This is a genomic window from Calothrix sp. UHCC 0171 (assembly GCF_034931845.1).
In the GTDB taxonomy this organism is placed as follows: domain Bacteria; phylum Cyanobacteriota; class Cyanobacteriia; order Cyanobacteriales; family Nostocaceae; genus Brunnivagina.
Window position 1 is genome coordinate 1 of sequence record NZ_JAYGHN010000003.1, and the last position, 18101, is coordinate 18101.

At 43.3% G+C, this 18101-nt stretch carries 9 protein-coding genes and 1 pseudogene; 4 read left to right on the forward strand and 6 right to left on the reverse strand.

Annotated features, from left to right (window positions below):
* The 5 genes and pseudogenes from VB733_RS03505 to VB733_RS03525 all read right to left on the reverse strand — a co-directional run.
* Positions 1-573: pseudogene (locus VB733_RS03505) on the reverse strand (cellulose synthase); the annotation flags it as partial.
* A gap of 63 nt (positions 574-636) precedes the next feature.
* The gene (locus VB733_RS03510) at positions 637-2997 is read right to left on the reverse strand and encodes a cellulose biosynthesis cyclic di-GMP-binding regulatory protein BcsB (RefSeq protein ID WP_323338731.1); all 2361 of its coding nucleotides are present in this window, start codon (positions 2995-2997) and stop codon (positions 637-639) included.
* A 163-nt stretch (positions 2998-3160) separates the two neighbouring features.
* A complete protein-coding gene (locus tag VB733_RS03515) occupies positions 3161-4453 on the reverse strand; it encodes a glycosyl hydrolase family 8 (RefSeq protein ID WP_323338733.1) in 1293 nt (430 codons plus the stop codon).
* A 160-nt stretch (positions 4454-4613) separates the two neighbouring features.
* The gene (locus tag VB733_RS03520) at positions 4614-6992 is read right to left on the reverse strand and encodes a tetratricopeptide repeat protein (RefSeq protein ID WP_323338734.1); all 2379 of its coding nucleotides are present in this window, start codon (positions 6990-6992) and stop codon (positions 4614-4616) included.
* Positions 6989-9145: a porin gene (locus VB733_RS03525; RefSeq protein WP_323338736.1), complete on the reverse strand. Its 2157-nt coding sequence runs from the start codon at positions 9143-9145 to the stop codon at positions 6989-6991. The genes VB733_RS03520 and VB733_RS03525 overlap by 4 nt, the downstream gene beginning before the upstream one ends.
* A gap of 264 nt (positions 9146-9409) precedes the next feature.
* On the opposite strand from VB733_RS03525, the gene VB733_RS03530 reads away from it, so the two are divergent.
* Entirely contained in the window at positions 9410-10219 is an 810-nt protein-coding gene (locus tag VB733_RS03530) for a hypothetical protein (protein ID WP_323338737.1), read from the forward strand.
* A gap of 196 nt (positions 10220-10415) precedes the next feature.
* Here the strand turns inward: VB733_RS03530 and VB733_RS03535 are convergent, their stop codons facing one another.
* On the reverse strand, positions 10416-11225 hold the full coding sequence (locus tag VB733_RS03535; RefSeq protein WP_323338738.1) for a hypothetical protein: 810 nt from the start codon (positions 11223-11225) through the stop codon (positions 10416-10418).
* A 1419-nt stretch (positions 11226-12644) separates the two neighbouring features.
* Here VB733_RS03535 and rpsT point away from each other — a divergent pair.
* From rpsT to rpoB, 3 genes are all read left to right on the forward strand, one after another.
* The gene (gene rpsT, locus VB733_RS03540) at positions 12645-12941 is read left to right on the forward strand and encodes a 30S ribosomal protein S20 (protein ID WP_323338739.1); all 297 of its coding nucleotides are present in this window, start codon (positions 12645-12647) and stop codon (positions 12939-12941) included.
* Between the two features lie 77 nt (positions 12942-13018).
* Positions 13019-13804 (forward strand): TatD family hydrolase, encoded by a 786-nt coding sequence (locus VB733_RS03545; protein ID WP_323338740.1) that lies wholly within the window; start codon positions 13019-13021, stop codon positions 13802-13804.
* An 833-nt stretch (positions 13805-14637) separates the two neighbouring features.
* The gene (rpoB, locus tag VB733_RS03550) at positions 14638-17952 is read left to right on the forward strand and encodes a DNA-directed RNA polymerase subunit beta (RefSeq protein ID WP_416336288.1); all 3315 of its coding nucleotides are present in this window, start codon (positions 14638-14640) and stop codon (positions 17950-17952) included.
* Positions 17953-18101 lie beyond the last annotated feature (149 nt).

The following is an 18101-nucleotide window of genomic DNA, read 5'->3' on the forward strand; positions in this document are numbered from 1 at the left end:
AGTCTTGCGAACAATTTCCACATCTTCATTAAAGGTGGGAATATAAATATCGACCGAATACCATTGCTCTTCGGGAATTGTCCCCAGGTTAACAGGTTGACGCTCTTTAATTTTTAAGGTTTGGAAGTATGCCAACACCAAGGTCAAAATCGCATATAGCTCGGCAGCCAATAGCAGACCACAGGCAATTCCATTAATTAAAGTATCAAAGTTGAGGGTGTAACTAACTCGGTAATATAAATATCGTAGCGTTGTCACCAAACTCAACCACACCATAAACAGGTGATAGTATTGGCTAACTTCCGGCGCAGATTCTTGTTCTTCTGCGGTGACAATTAGCTGACCCAACAATACAAAAAATACCGCGATCGCACCTTGTTGCCAAACTTCCAGGGGCGTAACAATCAAGGGAATTGACAAAAATAAAAACAGCAATACCAGCCATTTAAATTGTTTAATTCCCACCCGTTCCAGAGCGCGATCGAAAAATTGTGGAGTTAGGTCTGTAATAACCCTGCCAAGCTGACTACGGGGTCTTTGTCCAGGAGGTGTTTTAAATGAGGAAGAAGACATTTTCGGTTTTCGCTTTTTGATATTTTCTAGAGATGCAATTCATGTTGCCGAGATGCAAATTAGTTACTTCCTTTGACCTGTAGTTAAGCGTTTTAGATATATTTGCACAATCCCGTAAAGTAACAGCGACACACCGACAATTCCCAAAGGTAATAACAGCCAATTATCTTGAATTAAGCGCGAAATTTTGCTCAGTAAAGTTATCTCTTCCACGCGACTCACACGGGGGGCACTTTGGGAGAAAGTTAACTGATATGCATCTGGATCATAGGCAGCAGGGTCTTTTTTATCACTACTAATAAGTACCGTGTCCTGTTTGAGTTGGAAAAACCAAGGGTCTTGGTTGAGAACCTGACGTACCTTTTCCAAGCCAGTCTCTGTTTGTGCCGTCAACGCCAAAACAACGCGATCGCTATTCCAAGGCGAAATCACCTGTTTAATCATCCCCTGATTATCTTGTGGGGTTTGCACATTCCCGTCGCTGGATGTCCGTGTAAATGCCTGACTCAAGTTAATACCGGGGGATTTATTTAAAGCATCTGGTAAGGGAAATTGATTGAGTACGCCGATGGCGACTAAGTTGTCTTCCTTACGAACTGCCTCCGGTAAACTATCTCTGTTATAAACATTGAGTTTGACTGCATCAGCTTGACTTAAACGTCCCAAGCGTTCGCTAAACTCTAAAAATGTCAAAATGTCCGTTGCCGATGGAGTTTTTGACATTACGATTGCCGTGCGCGATAAATCCTGGGGGGCTGCAAAAGGATAGCCAAACTTGAGCAAATTCAAATCCGGCAACTGTACAGAAGTCTCCCGCTTTAAATCAAAGCTGGTATCTGAATGTACCGTACCTGTTAGTTGTTGGTCGGGGGGTTGTAGACAACGTTGTTTATCAAAACCTTCCCGTGCATTCATGCGGAAGAACACTTGCAGTTTAGAATCTGGTTTCACCAAATTTGCAGGCAAATCAACTTTTAAAGACTTACGTGTTTCCCCTGACTCATTGGTTAATCTGGCACCACCAATAAAGTTACCATCCAAAAATACCTGTACGGCGGAGGTACGTGGATTAATCTGTGGACCATAACTGTAAACCAAATTCATTGAACTACCACGAATAAACCGATCATCAGGTAAAGCGCGGAAATCGATGTCTATTCCTGGTGCGCCAGCACCACGCACAGTAATATCTTTAAATGGTTCGTTATTAACCGGAGTTTTGAGTTCATTGAGTTGAAATGAATTGCGATCGGGTAAATGTCGAGGCCATTGACGGATGCCGGGAGTGGTGGAATCTTTGATTTGGTCAACAAATACCACTTGACCTGTACCCATTTTGCGTAAATCTGGCTGCGTCAAAAACTTGGCTGCCTTTTCTACACCTTTAGGGCTATTACCTGTAACAATCAGAATCGGTGCGCCACCTTCTTTTTTACTAGTAGCGAGAACTAGTACACCCCGATCTTCGGGGACTGGATTATTACTGCTATCGAGAATCCGACCGCCACTAATGTTCAGAGGTAATTCTTTTAACGCTGCTAGTTCCGGTTGTTCGCTGGGTGTACCAATAATAACTAAGCGCTCGTCATCTTTAACACTAGTAATACTAGTGACTATATTGGTTTCAATCGGACGGAAATCAGCGAGACGACCTAATGCAGCTTGGAATCTACCCGCAGCAGTGAGCCAGGATTCGCTAACTTGTCGAGGCTGCAAAAAAGTAAGTTTGCTGGCTTCTATACCTAAATCGTCAAAAACTGGATAGGGATAGCGACTGAAGTTAAGTGCAAGTGGTTGCCGTTGGTATTTAAAAATAATTTTAGAATCGGGTAAAACCTCAGTCCACAAGTCAGGGCTATTGGGGTCACTACATTCGGGGTGGTTATTTTGTTGGGCAACTACTGTGAGTTCGTTGTAATCCTGAAGGAGATTAGGGGGAATATTTACTAGTAATTGACCAACTTGGGATTGTTTCCGGTTGAGTGGGGCACTGCCAACACTGGTTCCGTTCACCATCACAGTCAAATTGGAGCGGCTTGCATATAAGGATGGTGAATGTTGAAAGCGAATCAGCGCTTGGATTGCTCCTGTTTGTTTGTCAATTTTCCAACCACGGGGACGGGTAAAACCAAGACGAGCTTCGGAGTAAACGCCGCGTAAGCGCATTCTATTGCCGACAATTGGACTGCGATTGAACTCTAAATTATAGGTGTTTAAGCTTTTGGCATCAGCAGTTTCGGCTTTTTCCCCTTCATCTGCGGTAGTTGCAGTCTTCTTTGATGTAGTCGCTTGGGCAATTAAAGTACCTTGTCCTTCATTAGCGATCGCGTAGGCGCTGGGGAATGAATTGGGGAAGAGTAAACAGCAGAAAGTAAGAACAAACGCTTTTTTACTGATTTGGGAAAGAAGAAACAACTGTTTCATGAGGAAAATAGTAGGTAGATAGTAGATTGATAGAGGTATGCGAGTTTTAATTTTCTGCTTGCTATTAGTTATAATTACTAATCGGAAATTTGTTCTTTTTATAACTCAAAATGAGCATCATTATTTGATGCTTATTTAAAGACATCACGAAGAAGGCTTATATTTAATTGGGTTGCAACAATTTTCTTGGTAAAACTGAGGGTTCGATTAACCCTAGCCAAGCTAGATTCTGAGTATAATATGCCGAGTGATCATCCCAAATACCCTGTTTGTATTGAGGTAACAATTTCTGCTCCAGAATTTCTTTACCTAGTTGGGGTTCAATTAAACTCCAAGCGGCATAGAGCATTGCATATTGTGATGTTGCTTCATAATCAACCAATTGCTTCCCTTGTAAATCAATGCGTGCTGGCAAGCGCTTTTGTTCACGCCAGATTTGTTGTAAATGTTTGGTCGAAGTTTGGAGATATTGTTTTGCTTGGGGTGCATTAAACCAAGCGGCATCTAAAGCCACACGCCACCAGACTCGATAGGCATCAAAGCTGTATAAACTTTGAATCTGACTTGTCTGTGGCAAGGTTTCGTATTTCCCTGTTGGGATATCCAAGGCAACCCAATCACTTGGTAAACCAACATTGGAGAGCTGGGCAGATTTTTCGAGAACTTGGTAGCTAGTATCAACTAAACTCAACCAATCTCTGTCGGGGTCTACTGTCGCAAAGATGCGAAATGCATAGGTCGCCAGATAGGAGGGATTCAGGTAAAGTGTGGATGAATTGGGAATGAATGCCTTACTGGGTCCAGGTAGCAAATACCTTTTACCAGCAAATCCGATCGCCGTTGAATAGTTCCACAAATCTTTGAGCTTGGTACGAGCCAAGTCTAGATATTCGGGACGCTGCCAACGTCGTGATGCCAAAATCAAAGCGGTAATCGCATCAATATCGCCATCGCTAGCAAAATTATTATCGATCGCCCCCCAAGTTCCATCATTTCGCTGACCCCATTTCCAAGCCCATAAGCTATCAAGGGGTTGACCATTTTCCCGGCGTTGGAGGTTTTTTTCACCCCAATCCAGAGTCCTGGCAAAAGTGTCAGCATCATCAATCAAGACAGCCCGCAACATTGCATATGCTTGACCTTCACTAGTGGAGCGATCGCTCGCTTCGTAGTCAATCACTCGCCCATCATTTTGAATAAATCTGCGGCGATAACTATCCCAACTTTGTGCCAGTAATTCCCGATTGGGGGTTGCTGGGGGTAAAGCTGCTAGGAAAGTTGCGCTGTTATCCTGACCTGGCAACGGCGTAACTGCTATTGTCGGCAAGTTTTTCCCTGGGACTTTGACATCCTCTGCTTCTTTCTTCACAACCGAGTAACCAGAGAAACAAGCACAAAGACCAATTGCAATGGCGATCGCCGCTATTTTGGGAAGGTGCTGCATTCTAAGATTCATAGTTATTGGGAGTCATGGGCAAAGAGAAAAGAAAAAGGGGAAAGGGGAAATTACCTATTCTCTGCTTTTTCTTGGTGATCTCTTAATTCATAAATTTTGCCCTTGTTTTTACTATTGTTCCCGTTCAATAGTCGCAATTAACTTAATCTGGAAATTAAGCTTAATTACCACCCCTTCTTTGGTAATCTTCCCAAGCTGGTTGAAAACCTCGCCTTTGCAAAAACTCCTCCTGAATTTGCTGCATTCGCCGCGACAAATCTGCATCACTAGAGCCTTGGCGCATTTGTTCGACTTGTAAATCTTCCATCTGCCCAAGTGCTGCTAGGGGTTTATCTAAAATTGCCGTCAAGTCAGCAACTGCTCGACGTGCTTCTTGATCCTCTGGCTTCTGTTCTAAAACTCTGCCATAGATGTTTTCAGCATCGCTAAAGCGTTGTTGCTCAAATCTAATTCCCCCTAATGCTGTCAAAGCAGTGAGATTATCAGGCTGCTGTGCCAAAATACTCTCGTAAATTTTCCCCGCCAGACTTAAGTCGCCTGCTGCTCTAGCTAGCTGTGCTTGCAAGTCAAAGGAGTTGGCATTCTGCGGCAAGCGTGCCATTAACTGTTTGACTCTGGCACGGGCTTGAGCCGGATTACGTTTGGCGATCGCTTCCACAACCCGTAACTGCATGGGAATATTACCTGGGTCAACCTCCGCTAAGTAGGTATAAAGTGTTTCTCGCTCTGGATACAAAGGCAGAACTTCCACTAAGTTATATAGTTCCGGGGGTGTATTCGTCGCTGGCTGCGTTGCTAACCAATTTTCCAAAACAGCTTTGGCTTCCGCTTCCGAAATCCGTTTTGCCTGATAAGCAATTACAGTCCGCCCCAACTGCAAATTCAAGCTTTGGGGGTTGCGTTGGAAAAGTTGGTCGTAAACAACTAAAGCATCTTCGTAACGCTTTTGCTGCCGCAATAATCCCGCAAATCCTTGTAATCCGGCATCCATAATATCGGTGCGATCGGGCTTGCTTTTAATCAATGCTTGGTATCTTTTTGCACTAGCATTAAAGTTGCCTTCACGACGTTCAATTTCTGCTGCTAAAAGCTGGTGCGCTAAATCTTTACTCCCAATCGGGGTAGAGGTATACCCAGCTAATGCCTGTCTTGCCCCTACCATATCGCCCAGTTGCAAATAAATCTGTGCAACTCGGAAATACAACATCGGTACATCCACCCGACTTTGCAGCAGGTTTTGGTATGCAGGTAAAAACTCTGGATCGGGTGTATTAATTTCTGCTATCGCCACTGCCAATTGTTGTAGCTGCACAGGGTCTGAAGGTAACGGTTGCAATACCGTACTCAAACGCTGGCGCATATCACTCCGGGATAGCAAACCCAATTTATTCTCCAGTGCTAATTGTCGCACTAACAAACTTTTATCGTTGGGTTGCTGTACCGCCAATTGACGGTAGAGTTGCAGAGCAGTGGCTTCCCCATTGGGCAAACCTGTAAATACATCTGCAACTTCCCGAACTAATGATGGAGATGGATTAGGGTTGGCTGCCAAAGCTTGACGATACAGCGTTGCCACTTGCTGTGCCAATGCCGGATTAGTCGATCGCTTACGAATATCATTCAAAGAACGCGCCAAGGGTAATACGGCATCTGGTCTCCCTTGTAATGGCTGCAATGTTGCCACTGCCCGGTCTGGTTGCTGATTAGCAAGATAAGCCACCGCCAATTCCTTGCGAGTTTCAATACCAGTACGATCAAGAGCTTGAGAACGCTGTAACTGTGCCTCCAGCACCCTGACAGAGCCAGCCGCATCTCCATTTTCCCGCAATGCCTTACCATAGGCGATCGCCGCATCTCCAACAATCGGTTTCCCACTCGAACGGTAGCGATTAAATAACTCCACCGCCTTAGTTGCATCCCCAGCATATGTATATGCCTGGGCTGCATTCAGCAAAGTTTCCGCCGTTGGATTACTTGCTAAGACAATCCGGTAGTCTGCCACAGCTTCAGTCTGACGACCTTGGTAGAAGTAGAGTAGGGCACGTAGGTTGCGTGCCTCCAAATCATTGGGATTCTGTTGTAACAGAGTCGTTAGCGCTCGGATACCACCTGTTTGCCACTGCGGTTTATAAGTACCTAGCAATCCTACCGTTTTTAATGCCAGTTGATTATTAGGGTCTTGTGCTAACACCTGCTGGTAGGCATTCCAAGCTTCATCAATGCGTCCGGCACGTTTGTAACCAATTGCCAAACCTAACTTGGCTTGTAAGGATTGGGGATTGCTTCTCAGAGCTTGCCGAAAAGCCGCGATCGCATCATTTACCCAACCTTTTTTAAGTAGATTAAAACCCTTTTGGACTGCCGAACCCGAACTTTGAGCAGTAGCCGGGGCAACCACACTCAAAGGCGAGAGGGTGGCAACCAAAGTACACAAAAATAAGTAAAAAGGAAAAAGTGATAAAGGTTTAATTGCTGCACTTACCACCCTGTCTTCCTGGTTTCGCCGCAAAATTCTTTTGCCTTTTTGCTTGGGACTCATCTAGCAACTCTCCCTCTTGGGGTAACATCAAACTCTGTTTTCACCCTGACACCTAAGACAGTTTCCTCGAAACTATCCCGTCCTTGTACTGTAAATCCCAGCCTCAAATTTTCCAGCAAGGGAAAATCGTAGTACAGTTCCACCACATCCGGACGATTACTAGTCCGACGCAGACTATCATTTGTTAAAGCTTGTCCATAAGCCAATCCCAGTCGGTCATCGGCGGTAAATAGGTCTAACAAAGTCGCACCTAATACGTAAGTATCAGCACCCCTTCCTAAGTCACGGTTTTCGTAGCGACCATAACGACCGAAAAGACCCAATTTTAAATTCGGGACAAACACTTCTGCATTCAGACCATATGCTTCTTCGCGGTCATCACGCAGTATACCAAAACGATTATCGCCCCTAGCTAAACTAAAACTCTCTGGAAAGGTATCGCGGTTGCCTGCGTCACGAGCGGTAGAATAAGTCCCCCGGACGATCGCATTCCCAAAACGCACTCCAACTTCCCCAGCAAAGCCATCTAGGGCAAAATTACTTAAACTATTGGCGGAGGAAAATACCGCCGCTTTGGCATCTATATTATCAGTCACACTCCAATTTACGAGTAGACCAGGACGCGAAGATATTCCCGTTGCTGATAACGCCGGATTGGTTTGGAATACGGGATTGAAAAACTGACTCGCTCCATCTTTTGCGAAACTATTACGGTCAAAGTAGGATGTCAAATCCATCTGCCCAATTACAAATCGCAGGTTCGGCAAACCTGCCAAGGAAGTCGCAAAATACAATTCATTAATATTCAAACCTTCGTTACGAGAATCATCGAAGGTACTACCGTCACTCACCAAATCCAAGGTTGCTCCAAACAAGGCTTGAGGAGTTAAAGGATAAGTACCCGTTAATCTCGCCCGTGCAGATGTTTCATCTTGGGTGACATATACACCTTGTAATCTCAGAGATGGTTCTGATAAAGCCGTACTCTTGATAATGGGTCCCCGTTCTGTGGCTGGGCGTTGGGAAGTATTTGTAGGTAATTGCGACTGAATTTGGGGGTCATTCGGGGATGGTAGGCTGCCACCTTGAGAATTGAAAATCTGGTTAAATGTGGGCGGAGTTGATTCAACAAGTGATGATTGCGTTCCCAAGGGAGAATTGAGAATTTGATTAAACGATGGCGAATTGTCACCTATAGGAAATGGCGATCGCATTTCCAGGGGTGTATTCAGAATTCTTTCAAATTCCGATGCAGCCACGTTATTTGCCGATGTTTGTCCAAATCCAGAATTCGCAGCTTGCGGGTTATTCAGCAATTGGTTGAAAGTCGGCACGCTACCGGAAGCTATACTCCCTGGCGTTGTCGTTGAAGCATTTAGTAGTTGATTGAATGTTGGTGTGGCATTTGCGCCAAACTGTGGCTGTGGTGTTTCACCTACTAGGGGAGGTAGGGGGGCAATTCCCGACTGGGAGTTATTCAATAATTGATTGAAGGTTGGTGGTGTCCCAGGAGCGGTAAATTCCTGTGTAGTCGGTGTACCGAAATTAGACAATGGGGCAGCTTGGGCATTGAGTTGCCCTTTAGTTGATGTCGAAGTTGAACTGCGATTAACTTGTGATCTTAATCCCAACCCAGTATTACTAAAATCAGCATCCACACTATCTCCACCCATCGCCGATGGATTACCAGGATTTGGCTGGCGTGACTGAATCGCTGTTTGACTTAATAAAGCTGGACTAGATTTTGATTTACTTGTTTGTCTTTGCCTTCCCTGATTAATAAATGAATTTTCTAACTGATTAATATTTTGAGTTGAGGGTAATCCTTGCTTCACAGCGAAACCTGAAGCCGCAAAATTATTAGTAGCCGTCGGTTCTGGATTTAAAAGTGATTCTCCCGGTGGTGGGACTACTGGCAAACCTGAAGTTGTGCGATCGCTTGCTGCTGGCAACTTAGGTACGGGTAGTAATCCAGCTGTATCAAACTGAGAATTATCAGTTTGTTGGTTGAGAAAACTTGCCTGTGCAAAAGTAGGTTGAGTAACTGCTAACACCCAGAATATGGAGGTGGAAGCAGCAGACAGCAACAGACAAAGCTGAGAGGAATCTCCTGGAGACGCAAATTTGTGGCAATCAAATATTTTGGGCTTCATTAGCCTACTTCACGTTGTATAAGTTGTTAGTTAGTTAGTAGATGTCGCCACTTTAGCAAATAATAAAAGTATATTCGAGGACAGTGTACATATTTTCTCCCAGACAATCAACTCTAGTTTGCATTCAAAATACTTATCTTTCACAGATAATATTTACACATCAAGAGAGCTTAAAGCTTTTCCTGGGAAACCGATATTTTTGGCAGAAATCGGGCACAATATAATCTAGATATTTATTTAATTTGCAGTTTACGTAATTCTTTTATGTTCCGTCTCTATCAAAGACACATTGGCAACAGCTTTCAAAAATCTTCTACTATAACTGTACTTACTTGGGTTTCATTAGTATTACTGACGACAAGTTATGGTTGCACTCAAAAGCCACAAAGCGAAGTGAGCTTAGAGATAAAAAACATACAATCAGTAGGCAGTAACGGAGAATACAAGGTAATTGGTAGCACTAGTCTACCCAAATCCAGTCGCATTGCGATCGCTGCGGTTCGCTATCTGCGCCCAAATAATAAACAGGAAAATATTGGTTCAAATGTCGATCTGAATATCAACCGCTCAATTCTTGATCGGCGAATTGTTCAGGTAAATGACAAAGGAGAATGGGAAGCTGATCTAAATCTTTGGCAAGTCGCACCCGATGGTAGCTACCAGGAAGTTTGGCAAGTAAATCAATCACAAACAGCCCTGATTCCCCAAAACGATGTGACTTTCACTGCTACTTTCGATTTAGAAAGTCAGGCTAACATGGCTGAAATAACTATTGATAAACCTAATGAACAACAATCTCAGGCAACTCAACTAAAGATTCCTGAACTTGAAGGCAAATCACTACGTTTTAGTGAGCTAGGTGAAAAATACGTACAAGCGAGTCTGTCTCAATCTATTTCATTACCTGCGGCTAAAACTGTACCACCGATTCCCCAAGCAGAAGATATTAATGGTGGATGGGGAGACAGATACTTAATTAAGCCAGAAACTGTGGCTTCTGGTTTTGCTCCATCCCCACCAACAAAGTCAAGACAAACAACTGCGCCTCTTTCTGCTTCCGAGTTTTTACGCTAAATCAAGCAATCAAAATGTAGAGATATGCTGATTACTAGTACCATTATACTAGTACAGCACAACGCAAGTTAACCCACTCCCATACCTAATCAGGAATTTGCCTATACATATATATGCAAAAACCGAGCAAGTTTCCGACATTTTGCTCGGTTGGTAATTTCTCAAATTGAATTCTTAAATTGCATGTAGTAATTGACTAAAATTGCACTTCTTCAGTATTTGGAGTGTCGTAATATACTTGAAATCTATCTGTCATCGCTATGCTACCCACAGTCTCTGGTTGTTTTAAGCTATTTTGCATCATCTGCATCCGAGCCATCATTTCTCGGAGTTGAATCTGCAACATTTCAAATTCTTGGGCTGTAATATTACTTTGAGCAGTAGCTTTATTTCCAGTTGGTGGCTGTGTGTGCCTCGCCATATAAGTTTGTCCTGATGTAAAAGCTGATGCTGCATTTGCAACTGTTGGTTGACTGACTATGGGCTTGTCTACAGTTGGTTTTGCAGCTGGGGGCAAGGTATTTGGAGATAGTTGATATTTTTGGACTTGAGTTTGTGCCACGACGGGTTGAGTTACTGCTGCTGGTGAAGCTTGATGATTTTTATCGTCGTCAAAAGGAATTTCTTCATCTAAGAAATTATTTAACCCAGCCAATTGTATTCGTGATTCCGATAGCTTCAATTCTTTAATTAATTTATCTTTGTCTTCAAGATGTTCTTCCAGGGCTGTTAGTTGTTGCTCAAACACCAATGATTTCCGAGAAGAATTTCGCCACCCGCAAATAGCAGCAGTGGCAATACCTGCTCCTAAACTCAAAGCTGTTATTGCCACCACATAAGGAGGAGCAATATCTCTGAGCCTGCCATCAAAAACAGGTTCTTCCTCAAATCTAATGTTTATGGGTTTATCCCCTAGCACTGCTAGAGGACAACTCGTTACTGAAAAAACTGCTGCGGAAACAATAACTGGTGGTAAAACAAATTTTCGCAGTGCTGATAGGCTCATATTTAATTCAAGTGAAATTACTTGCTACAAGAGTATACATCTGTCTGACGCAGCACCTGACATTAGTCTTATAAAGAGTATATATAGCATCCAATGCTACTCAGTGAATATGATGACTGCGCTAATCTCTAATTTAATCTTTAAATGTTTGATTTTCAACAGGTAGCCTGTGAAGAAATCGGAGATATGATTAAAATTTTTATGAATTTTTTATCAAGTAAATTGTATCAAAATTGTATTTCCACTTATAAATGATGTTTCTGTAATCTACTGGTAATAAATGACTTTAATAAACTGAGAAAACGTAAGATGTCTTCATAAATAGTCATTATAAGCTCCTATTCGCCAGCTTTTTACTAGCGATCGCCAACATTTTCACTATATTCGCATCTGCGACTTTACGTACATCCTAGTAATGCTTTGATTTTTAGAAATCACCATAATCTAGAGATAATGCTTAATCAGAATCTATATATTGTTTTTAACTCAGTATTACTACTACTTAAAAATAAAGATTTAGTGAGTTCAAGTGTATTTGTAACCTTCAAGACACTACATATTTTGGTTAAATTGGCAACAAGACTTTAGTTCATTAGTTAGAAGTTTCGATGAAATAGAACATTCTCAGGTGAGGAGCCGGAAGACAGAATGAGTATAAAGGTTTTCACCCTGAATCTTGACGAAACGTACAAAGATTTCAGACAAAGATTTCCGGGAAGAATCCCTGTTGCTCGCATTAAGGAGATTTCCAGGAAATAATGTACCGAAAATTGTTGTAGTGTGGAGAGGAGTTTCCGGGGAGATATTCTTCACGGAAAACTCCGGGGCAAGATGCCCACACTACAATCAAGATGGGTAATTTCTTGTTCGCAAATCACCTAAGTCAGGGATGTAAAACTATTACCCTCGACGACTTCCTTCGAGAATGCAAGCTAAGCTGTTGCGTATTTAATTTGTATATGAGACGCGGGCAAGATGCCTGCACTACAATTATTTTGGGTTTTTGACTTATGTAATTTAGCTGCACATCAGCTTACCATGGAGTAGAAACTGACATCGCCGACTCAGTTCATCGCGTTTCCTGGAGCTTTGCCACTTTAGCTAATGCTCACTGTGCCAGGCAAATTCATTACTTTGCGGGCAACACCAAAAATCTCTATTTTCCCCGAGATTTGTATCCGATTCCATCCTGAAGAAATTGAGATTTTATAGATAGATATATGTATAGATGTACATTTAGTTATCTAAAGACAGATGTTAATGATTTAGTCAGGATGCAGAGACTTATGATTATTAATCTCTAGATATTAAGATTTTTGTATTTTTCTTGCGAATCTTTATATTGGCAAGATGGGTGCTATATTAGTAAATCTAGTAGTGTGTGTACATCTTATAGATAGTTATCTCCGGAAGTTAACAGTGGCAAATAATAAGTCAGCTCTCAAACGCGCCCAAATTGCAGAACGCAACCGACTACGTAACAAAGCCTATAAGTCGGCTGTGAAAACTTTGATGAAGAAATATTATGCAGCACTAGAAACATATGCTGCTAATCCCACAGACGAGTCAAAGCAAGAAGTAGAAGCTCGGATGTCAGATGCTTATAGCAAAATTGATAAAGCTGTAAAACGTGGTGTGCTGCACACAAACAATGGTGCGAGGAAGAAATCCAAATTAGCTCAACGTTTAAAGACATTGGTGCCAACGGCAGCCTAAGCAAAACCCTGTCTTGCTTAATTGTGTGACATGGTTTGACATGAATGGAAAGTAGCTGAGTAATTTCCCAAAACAAGATGCAGCTGATTGATACCCACGTTCACCTCAACTTTGAGGCTTTCCAGCAGGACTTAGCAATGGTGCGATCGCGATGGCAAGAGGCAGGAGTAGTGCATTTAGTCCATTCCTGCGTCGAACCATCAGAGTTTTCCAGCATTCAAGCCATAGGTCAGCAAATTCCTGAATTGAGTTTTGCTGTAGGTTTGCATCCACTTGATGCAGATAAATGGAGTAGCCAAACGGCAGATGAGATCGAAGCATTTGCACGCTCCGATTTGCGAGTTGTTGCCATCGGGGAAATGGGGCTTGATTTTTATAAAGCCGATAATTACGAACATCAGGTGATGGTGTTTGAGTCGCAATTAGCAATCGCATCTGCACTTGACTTACCTGTAATTATCCATTGTCGCGATGCAGCTTCAAAAGTTAAAGAAGTTCTGCAAAAATGGCAAGACCAAAAAAGGGGTCGAGTTCGGGGTGTGATGCATTGCTGGGGTGGAGACCCACAGGAAACTCAATGGTTTCTAGACTTAGGTTTCTACATCAGTTTTAGCGGCACAGTCACTTTTAAAAATGCGAAAAACATCCAAGCAAGCGCAGCAATGGTTAGTCGCGATCGCCTATTGGTAGAAACTGACTGTCCGTTTCTAGCTCCTGTTCCTAAACGCGGTGAACGGCGTAATGAACCAGCTTATGTTCGTTATGTTGCCGAACATGTTGCCAATCTTCGAGGTGAGACCTTAGAAGCGATCGCCCAGCAAACAACTGCAAATGCTTGTAAATTATTTGGTTTAAAACTTTAAGACTCCAATTTTCCAGAGCGATCGCAGTTATTCAGCATGGTACAGACATAAAAAAAATAAAACTTTGGAGGAACAAAAATATGCTAAAATTATTTCCTCCAAAAAGGCTTGCTTGCGTCATAATAGTTAAGGAGGCAAATTTTTAGCTAACTTAATTTTATTTAATTGTCTTCAGCATCTCTACAAGCGGATGTTACTAAGTTTCATGAATAACCTTTCCAATCAAAAGTTAGATTCATCCGTAACACCTAGCGTTATGAAGCAGTTTAGTATACAAGTCATCAAATTCTTTGGCTTTTTTTGTATTTAAGTCAGTCTTGCAATTATGATTGAGCCTGCAAGAAAGCATTATTTTCACAACCATCAATTCCAACACGACCTTGACTAGCTAAACATTATTTTTAAACATAACTCTCACACATTTGTAGCAAAACATCACAGAGAAGCCGTGAAACTGCTGGAGTTTCTAGCAAGGGCTAGTGGCAGTCTGTGTAAGCGAAACAACGCGCTTTTTGGAGGGGAAGTGAGCAAAGCAAAAAAAATACAGGCACATTTGCATCATCTACTCAGAGGAATCAAGCTCAGAGCTAGTTTTTGGCATTATTTACTGCCAACAGAGGAGGTTGATATTAGCAAGCTAATATTTCTCCAATTCCCTTTTGAATCAGCAGATTTTGACTCCTATGCTGTGATTTAACTGCTGTTAGCAATAGGAAAATTTGAAAAGTAAAGCAGCATGGATACTAGCCATTAGCGATTACTGCTAGAAGTAGTATTCTCAACAAGTTTAACCAGGTGACAAAGGTAGAGGCATGACTAACGACGACTCGATTATGGAATCAGCCTTTCTACTACCCGACTTAATTGCCATCCAGCGTTCCAGTTTTCGCTGGTTTTTGGAAGAAGGGTTAATAGAAGAGCTAAATTCATTTAGTCCAATTACAGATTACACAGGCAAACTCGAACTGCATTTCTTGGGTCACAACTACAAAATGAAGGAACCCAAGTACGGTGTTGATGAAGCCAAACGCCGGGACAGTACCTACGCCGTACAAATGTACGTACCCACACGCTTAATTAATAAAGAAACTGGCGAAATTAAAGAGCAAGATGTGTTTATCGGCGACTTGCCCTTAATGACAGATCGCGGCACATTTATTATTAACGGAGCCGAACGGGTAATCGTCAATCAAATCGTGCGATCGCCTGGGGTTTACTATAAATCAGAAATTGATAAAAACGGACGGAGAACTTACTCAGCCAGCTTAATTCCTAACCGAGGTGCTTGGTTAAAGTTTGAAACTGACCGTAATGACTTAGTTTGGGTACGTATTGACAAAACTCGCAAGCTGTCGGCACAAGTGCTGCTCAAAGCTCTAGGCTTGTCAGATAACGAAATATTCGATGCCCTGCGTCACCCTGAATACTTCGAGAAAACCATCGAGAAAGAAGGTCAATTTTCTGAAGAAGAAGCCTTGATGGAATTGTATCGTAAGTTACGCCCCGGTGAACCACCAACCGTACTCGGTGGACAACAGTTACTCGACTCGCGTTTCTTCGATGCCAAACGATACGACTTAGGCAGAGTTGGCAGATACAAACTCAACAAGAAGCTACGCCTACAAGTACCAGACACGCTCCGCGTCTTAACTCCTACCGACATCTTAGCAGCAGTCGATTACCTAATCAACCTGGAATTTGATATTGGTAATACCGACGACATCGACCACTTAGGAAATCGTCGTGTCCGCAGTGTGGGCGAGTTGTTGCAAAACCAAGTTCGAGTCGGCTTAAACCGCTTAGAAAGAATTATTCGGGAACGGATGACCGTATCCGATGCCGAAGTGCTGACACCAGCCTCCTTGGTTAACCCCAAGCCCTTGGTTGCCGCCATTAAGGAATTTTTTGGTTCTAGCCAATTGTCCCAATTCATGGATCAAACCAATCCTTTAGCGGAATTAACCCACAAACGCCGCTTATCAGCCCTGGGACCTGGTGGTTTAACTCGCGAACGGGCAGGGTTTGCAGTGCGAGATATTCACCCATCCCACTACGGACGCATTTGTCCGATTGAAACACCAGAAGGACCGAACGCGGGTTTGATTGGTTCCTTAGCAACCCACGCCAGGGTGAACCAATACGGCTTTTTGGAGACACCTTACCGTCAAGTTGAGAATGCCAAGGTACGTCGCGACCTCCCGGTAATTTACATGACTGCCGACGAAGAAGATGACTTGCGGGTGGCAGCCGGGGACGCAATGACCGATGAAAACGGTTATTTGAAGGGAATAGTACCTATTCGTTACCGTCAAGAATTCTCGACCACCACTCCCGAACAGGTAGACTGTGTAGCCGTATCCCCAGTACAAATCGTTTCTGTTGCTACCAGTATGATTCCCTTCTTGGAGCATGACGACGCGAACCGGGCACTAATGGGTTCCAACATGCAACGGCAGGCAGTACCTTTGCTCAAACCCGAACGTCCTTTAGTGGGAACTGGGTTAGAAGCACAGGCAGCAAGGGACTCCGGCATGGTAATTGTCTCCCGTACCGATGGGGACGTAACTTACGTTGACGCGACAGAAATTCGCGTACGTCCACGAGCCAAGGTAGTGGCAGGACAACCCCCGAAAAATCCCGCAGAAATAAGAGAGATTAAATATTTCCTCTCCAAATATCAGCGATCGAACCAAGACACCTGTTTGAATCAGAAGCCCTTGGTGCGGATGGGAGAAAAAGTTGTTGCCGGACAAGTGCTAGCTGATGGTTCTTCTACCGAAGGTGGAGAATTGGCATTAGGACAAAATATTATTGTCGCCTACATGCCTTGGGAAGGATACAACTATGAAGACGCGATTCTCATTTCGGAACGCTTAGTACAGGACGACATTTATACTTCGATTCACATTGAGAAATACGAAATCGAAGCCAGACAAACAAAACTGGGTCCTGAAGAAATCACTCGCGAAATTCCCAACGTCGGTGAAGATGCGTTACGCCAGCTCGATGAGCAGGGTATTATCCGCATTGGTGCTTGGGTGGAAGCCGGAGATATTTTGGTTGGTAAAGTTACCCCCAAAGGAGAATCCGACCAACCACCAGAAGAAAAGCTATTAAGGGCAATTTTCGGTGAAAAAGCACGGGACGTACGCGATAACTCCTTGCGTGTACCCAACGGTGAAAAAGGTAGAGTCGTTGACGTGCGCTTATTTACCCGTGAACAGGGTGACGAATTACCACCGGGAGCCAACATGGTGGTACGGGTATATGTAGCCCAGAAACGGAAAATCCAAGTCGGCGATAAAATGGCTGGTCGTCACGGAAATAAAGGGATTATTTCCAAAATCTTGCCAGTGGAAGATATGCCTTACCTCCCCGATGGCGGCACTGTTGATATTGTTCTCAATCCCCTGGGTGTACCTAGCCGGATGAACGTGGGACAGGTATTTGAGTGTTTGTTAGGTTGGGCAGGTCATAACTTAGGCGTGCGCTTCAAGATTACCCCATTCGATGAAATGTATGGGGAAGAATCTTCGCGGGCGATCGTGCATGGGAAACTGCAAGAGGCGAGAGACGAGACAGGTAAAGATTGGTTATATAACCCCGACAATGCTGGGAAAATTATGGTTTACGACGGTCGGACAGGGGAACCCTTTGACCGTGCAGTGACAATTGGCGTAGCTTACATGCTCAAACTCGTCCACCTAGTAGACGATAAAATTCACGCTCGTTCTACTGGTCCTTACTCGTTGGTGACACAACAACCCTTGGGTGGAAAAGCACAGCAAGGTGGTCAGCGTTTTGGAGAAATGGAAGTATGGGCACTGGAAGCTTTCGGTGCAGCTTATACTTTACAGGAGTTGCTGACAGTGAAATCCGACGATATGCAAGGGCGTAACGAAGCCTTAAATGCGATCGTCAAAGGTAAAGCAATTCCGCGTCCAGGAACACCTGAATCTTTCAAAGTCTTGATGCGTGAATTGCAATCCTTAGGTTTAGATATTGCCGTCCATAAGGTGGAAACACAAAATGATGGTAGTTCGCTAGACGTAGAAGTTGATTTGATGGCAGATAATAACGCTCGTCGAACACCACCTCGTCCTACCTATGAGTCGCTGTCGCGCGAATCTATGGACGAAGAAGAGTAGTGAGTAGTGAGTATTGAGTGTTGAGTAAAAATTGTTGATACTCAACCCTCAAGACTCAGAACTTAGCACTGAGATTGTAGATGGGTAAGATAAAACCAAACTATGTAACTAAATATATAGTGAAGAGTTCTGTAATTAAACTTTAGTGC

Coding starts and splice junctions, on each gene's coding strand:
- VB733_RS03510 (WP_323338731.1), bottom strand. CDS start 2,997: ATGAAACAGTTGTTTCTTCTTTCCCAAATCAGTAAAAAAGCGTTTGTT.
- VB733_RS03515 (WP_323338733.1), bottom strand. CDS start 4,453: ATGAATCTTAGAATGCAGCACCTTCCCAAAATAGCGGCGATCGCCATT.
- VB733_RS03520 (WP_323338734.1), bottom strand. CDS start 6,992: ATGAGTCCCAAGCAAAAAGGCAAAAGAATTTTGCGGCGAAACCAGGAA.
- VB733_RS03525 (WP_323338736.1), bottom strand. CDS start 9,145: ATGAAGCCCAAAATATTTGATTGCCACAAATTTGCGTCTCCAGGAGAT.
- VB733_RS03530 (WP_323338737.1), top strand. CDS start 9,410: ATGTTCCGTCTCTATCAAAGACACATTGGCAACAGCTTTCAAAAATCT.
- VB733_RS03535 (WP_323338738.1), bottom strand. CDS start 11,225: ATGAGCCTATCAGCACTGCGAAAATTTGTTTTACCACCAGTTATTGTT.
- VB733_RS03545 (WP_323338740.1), top strand. CDS start 13,019: ATGCAGCTGATTGATACCCACGTTCACCTCAACTTTGAGGCTTTCCAG.
- rpoB (WP_416336288.1), top strand. CDS start 14,638: ATGGAATCAGCCTTTCTACTACCCGACTTAATTGCCATCCAGCGTTCC.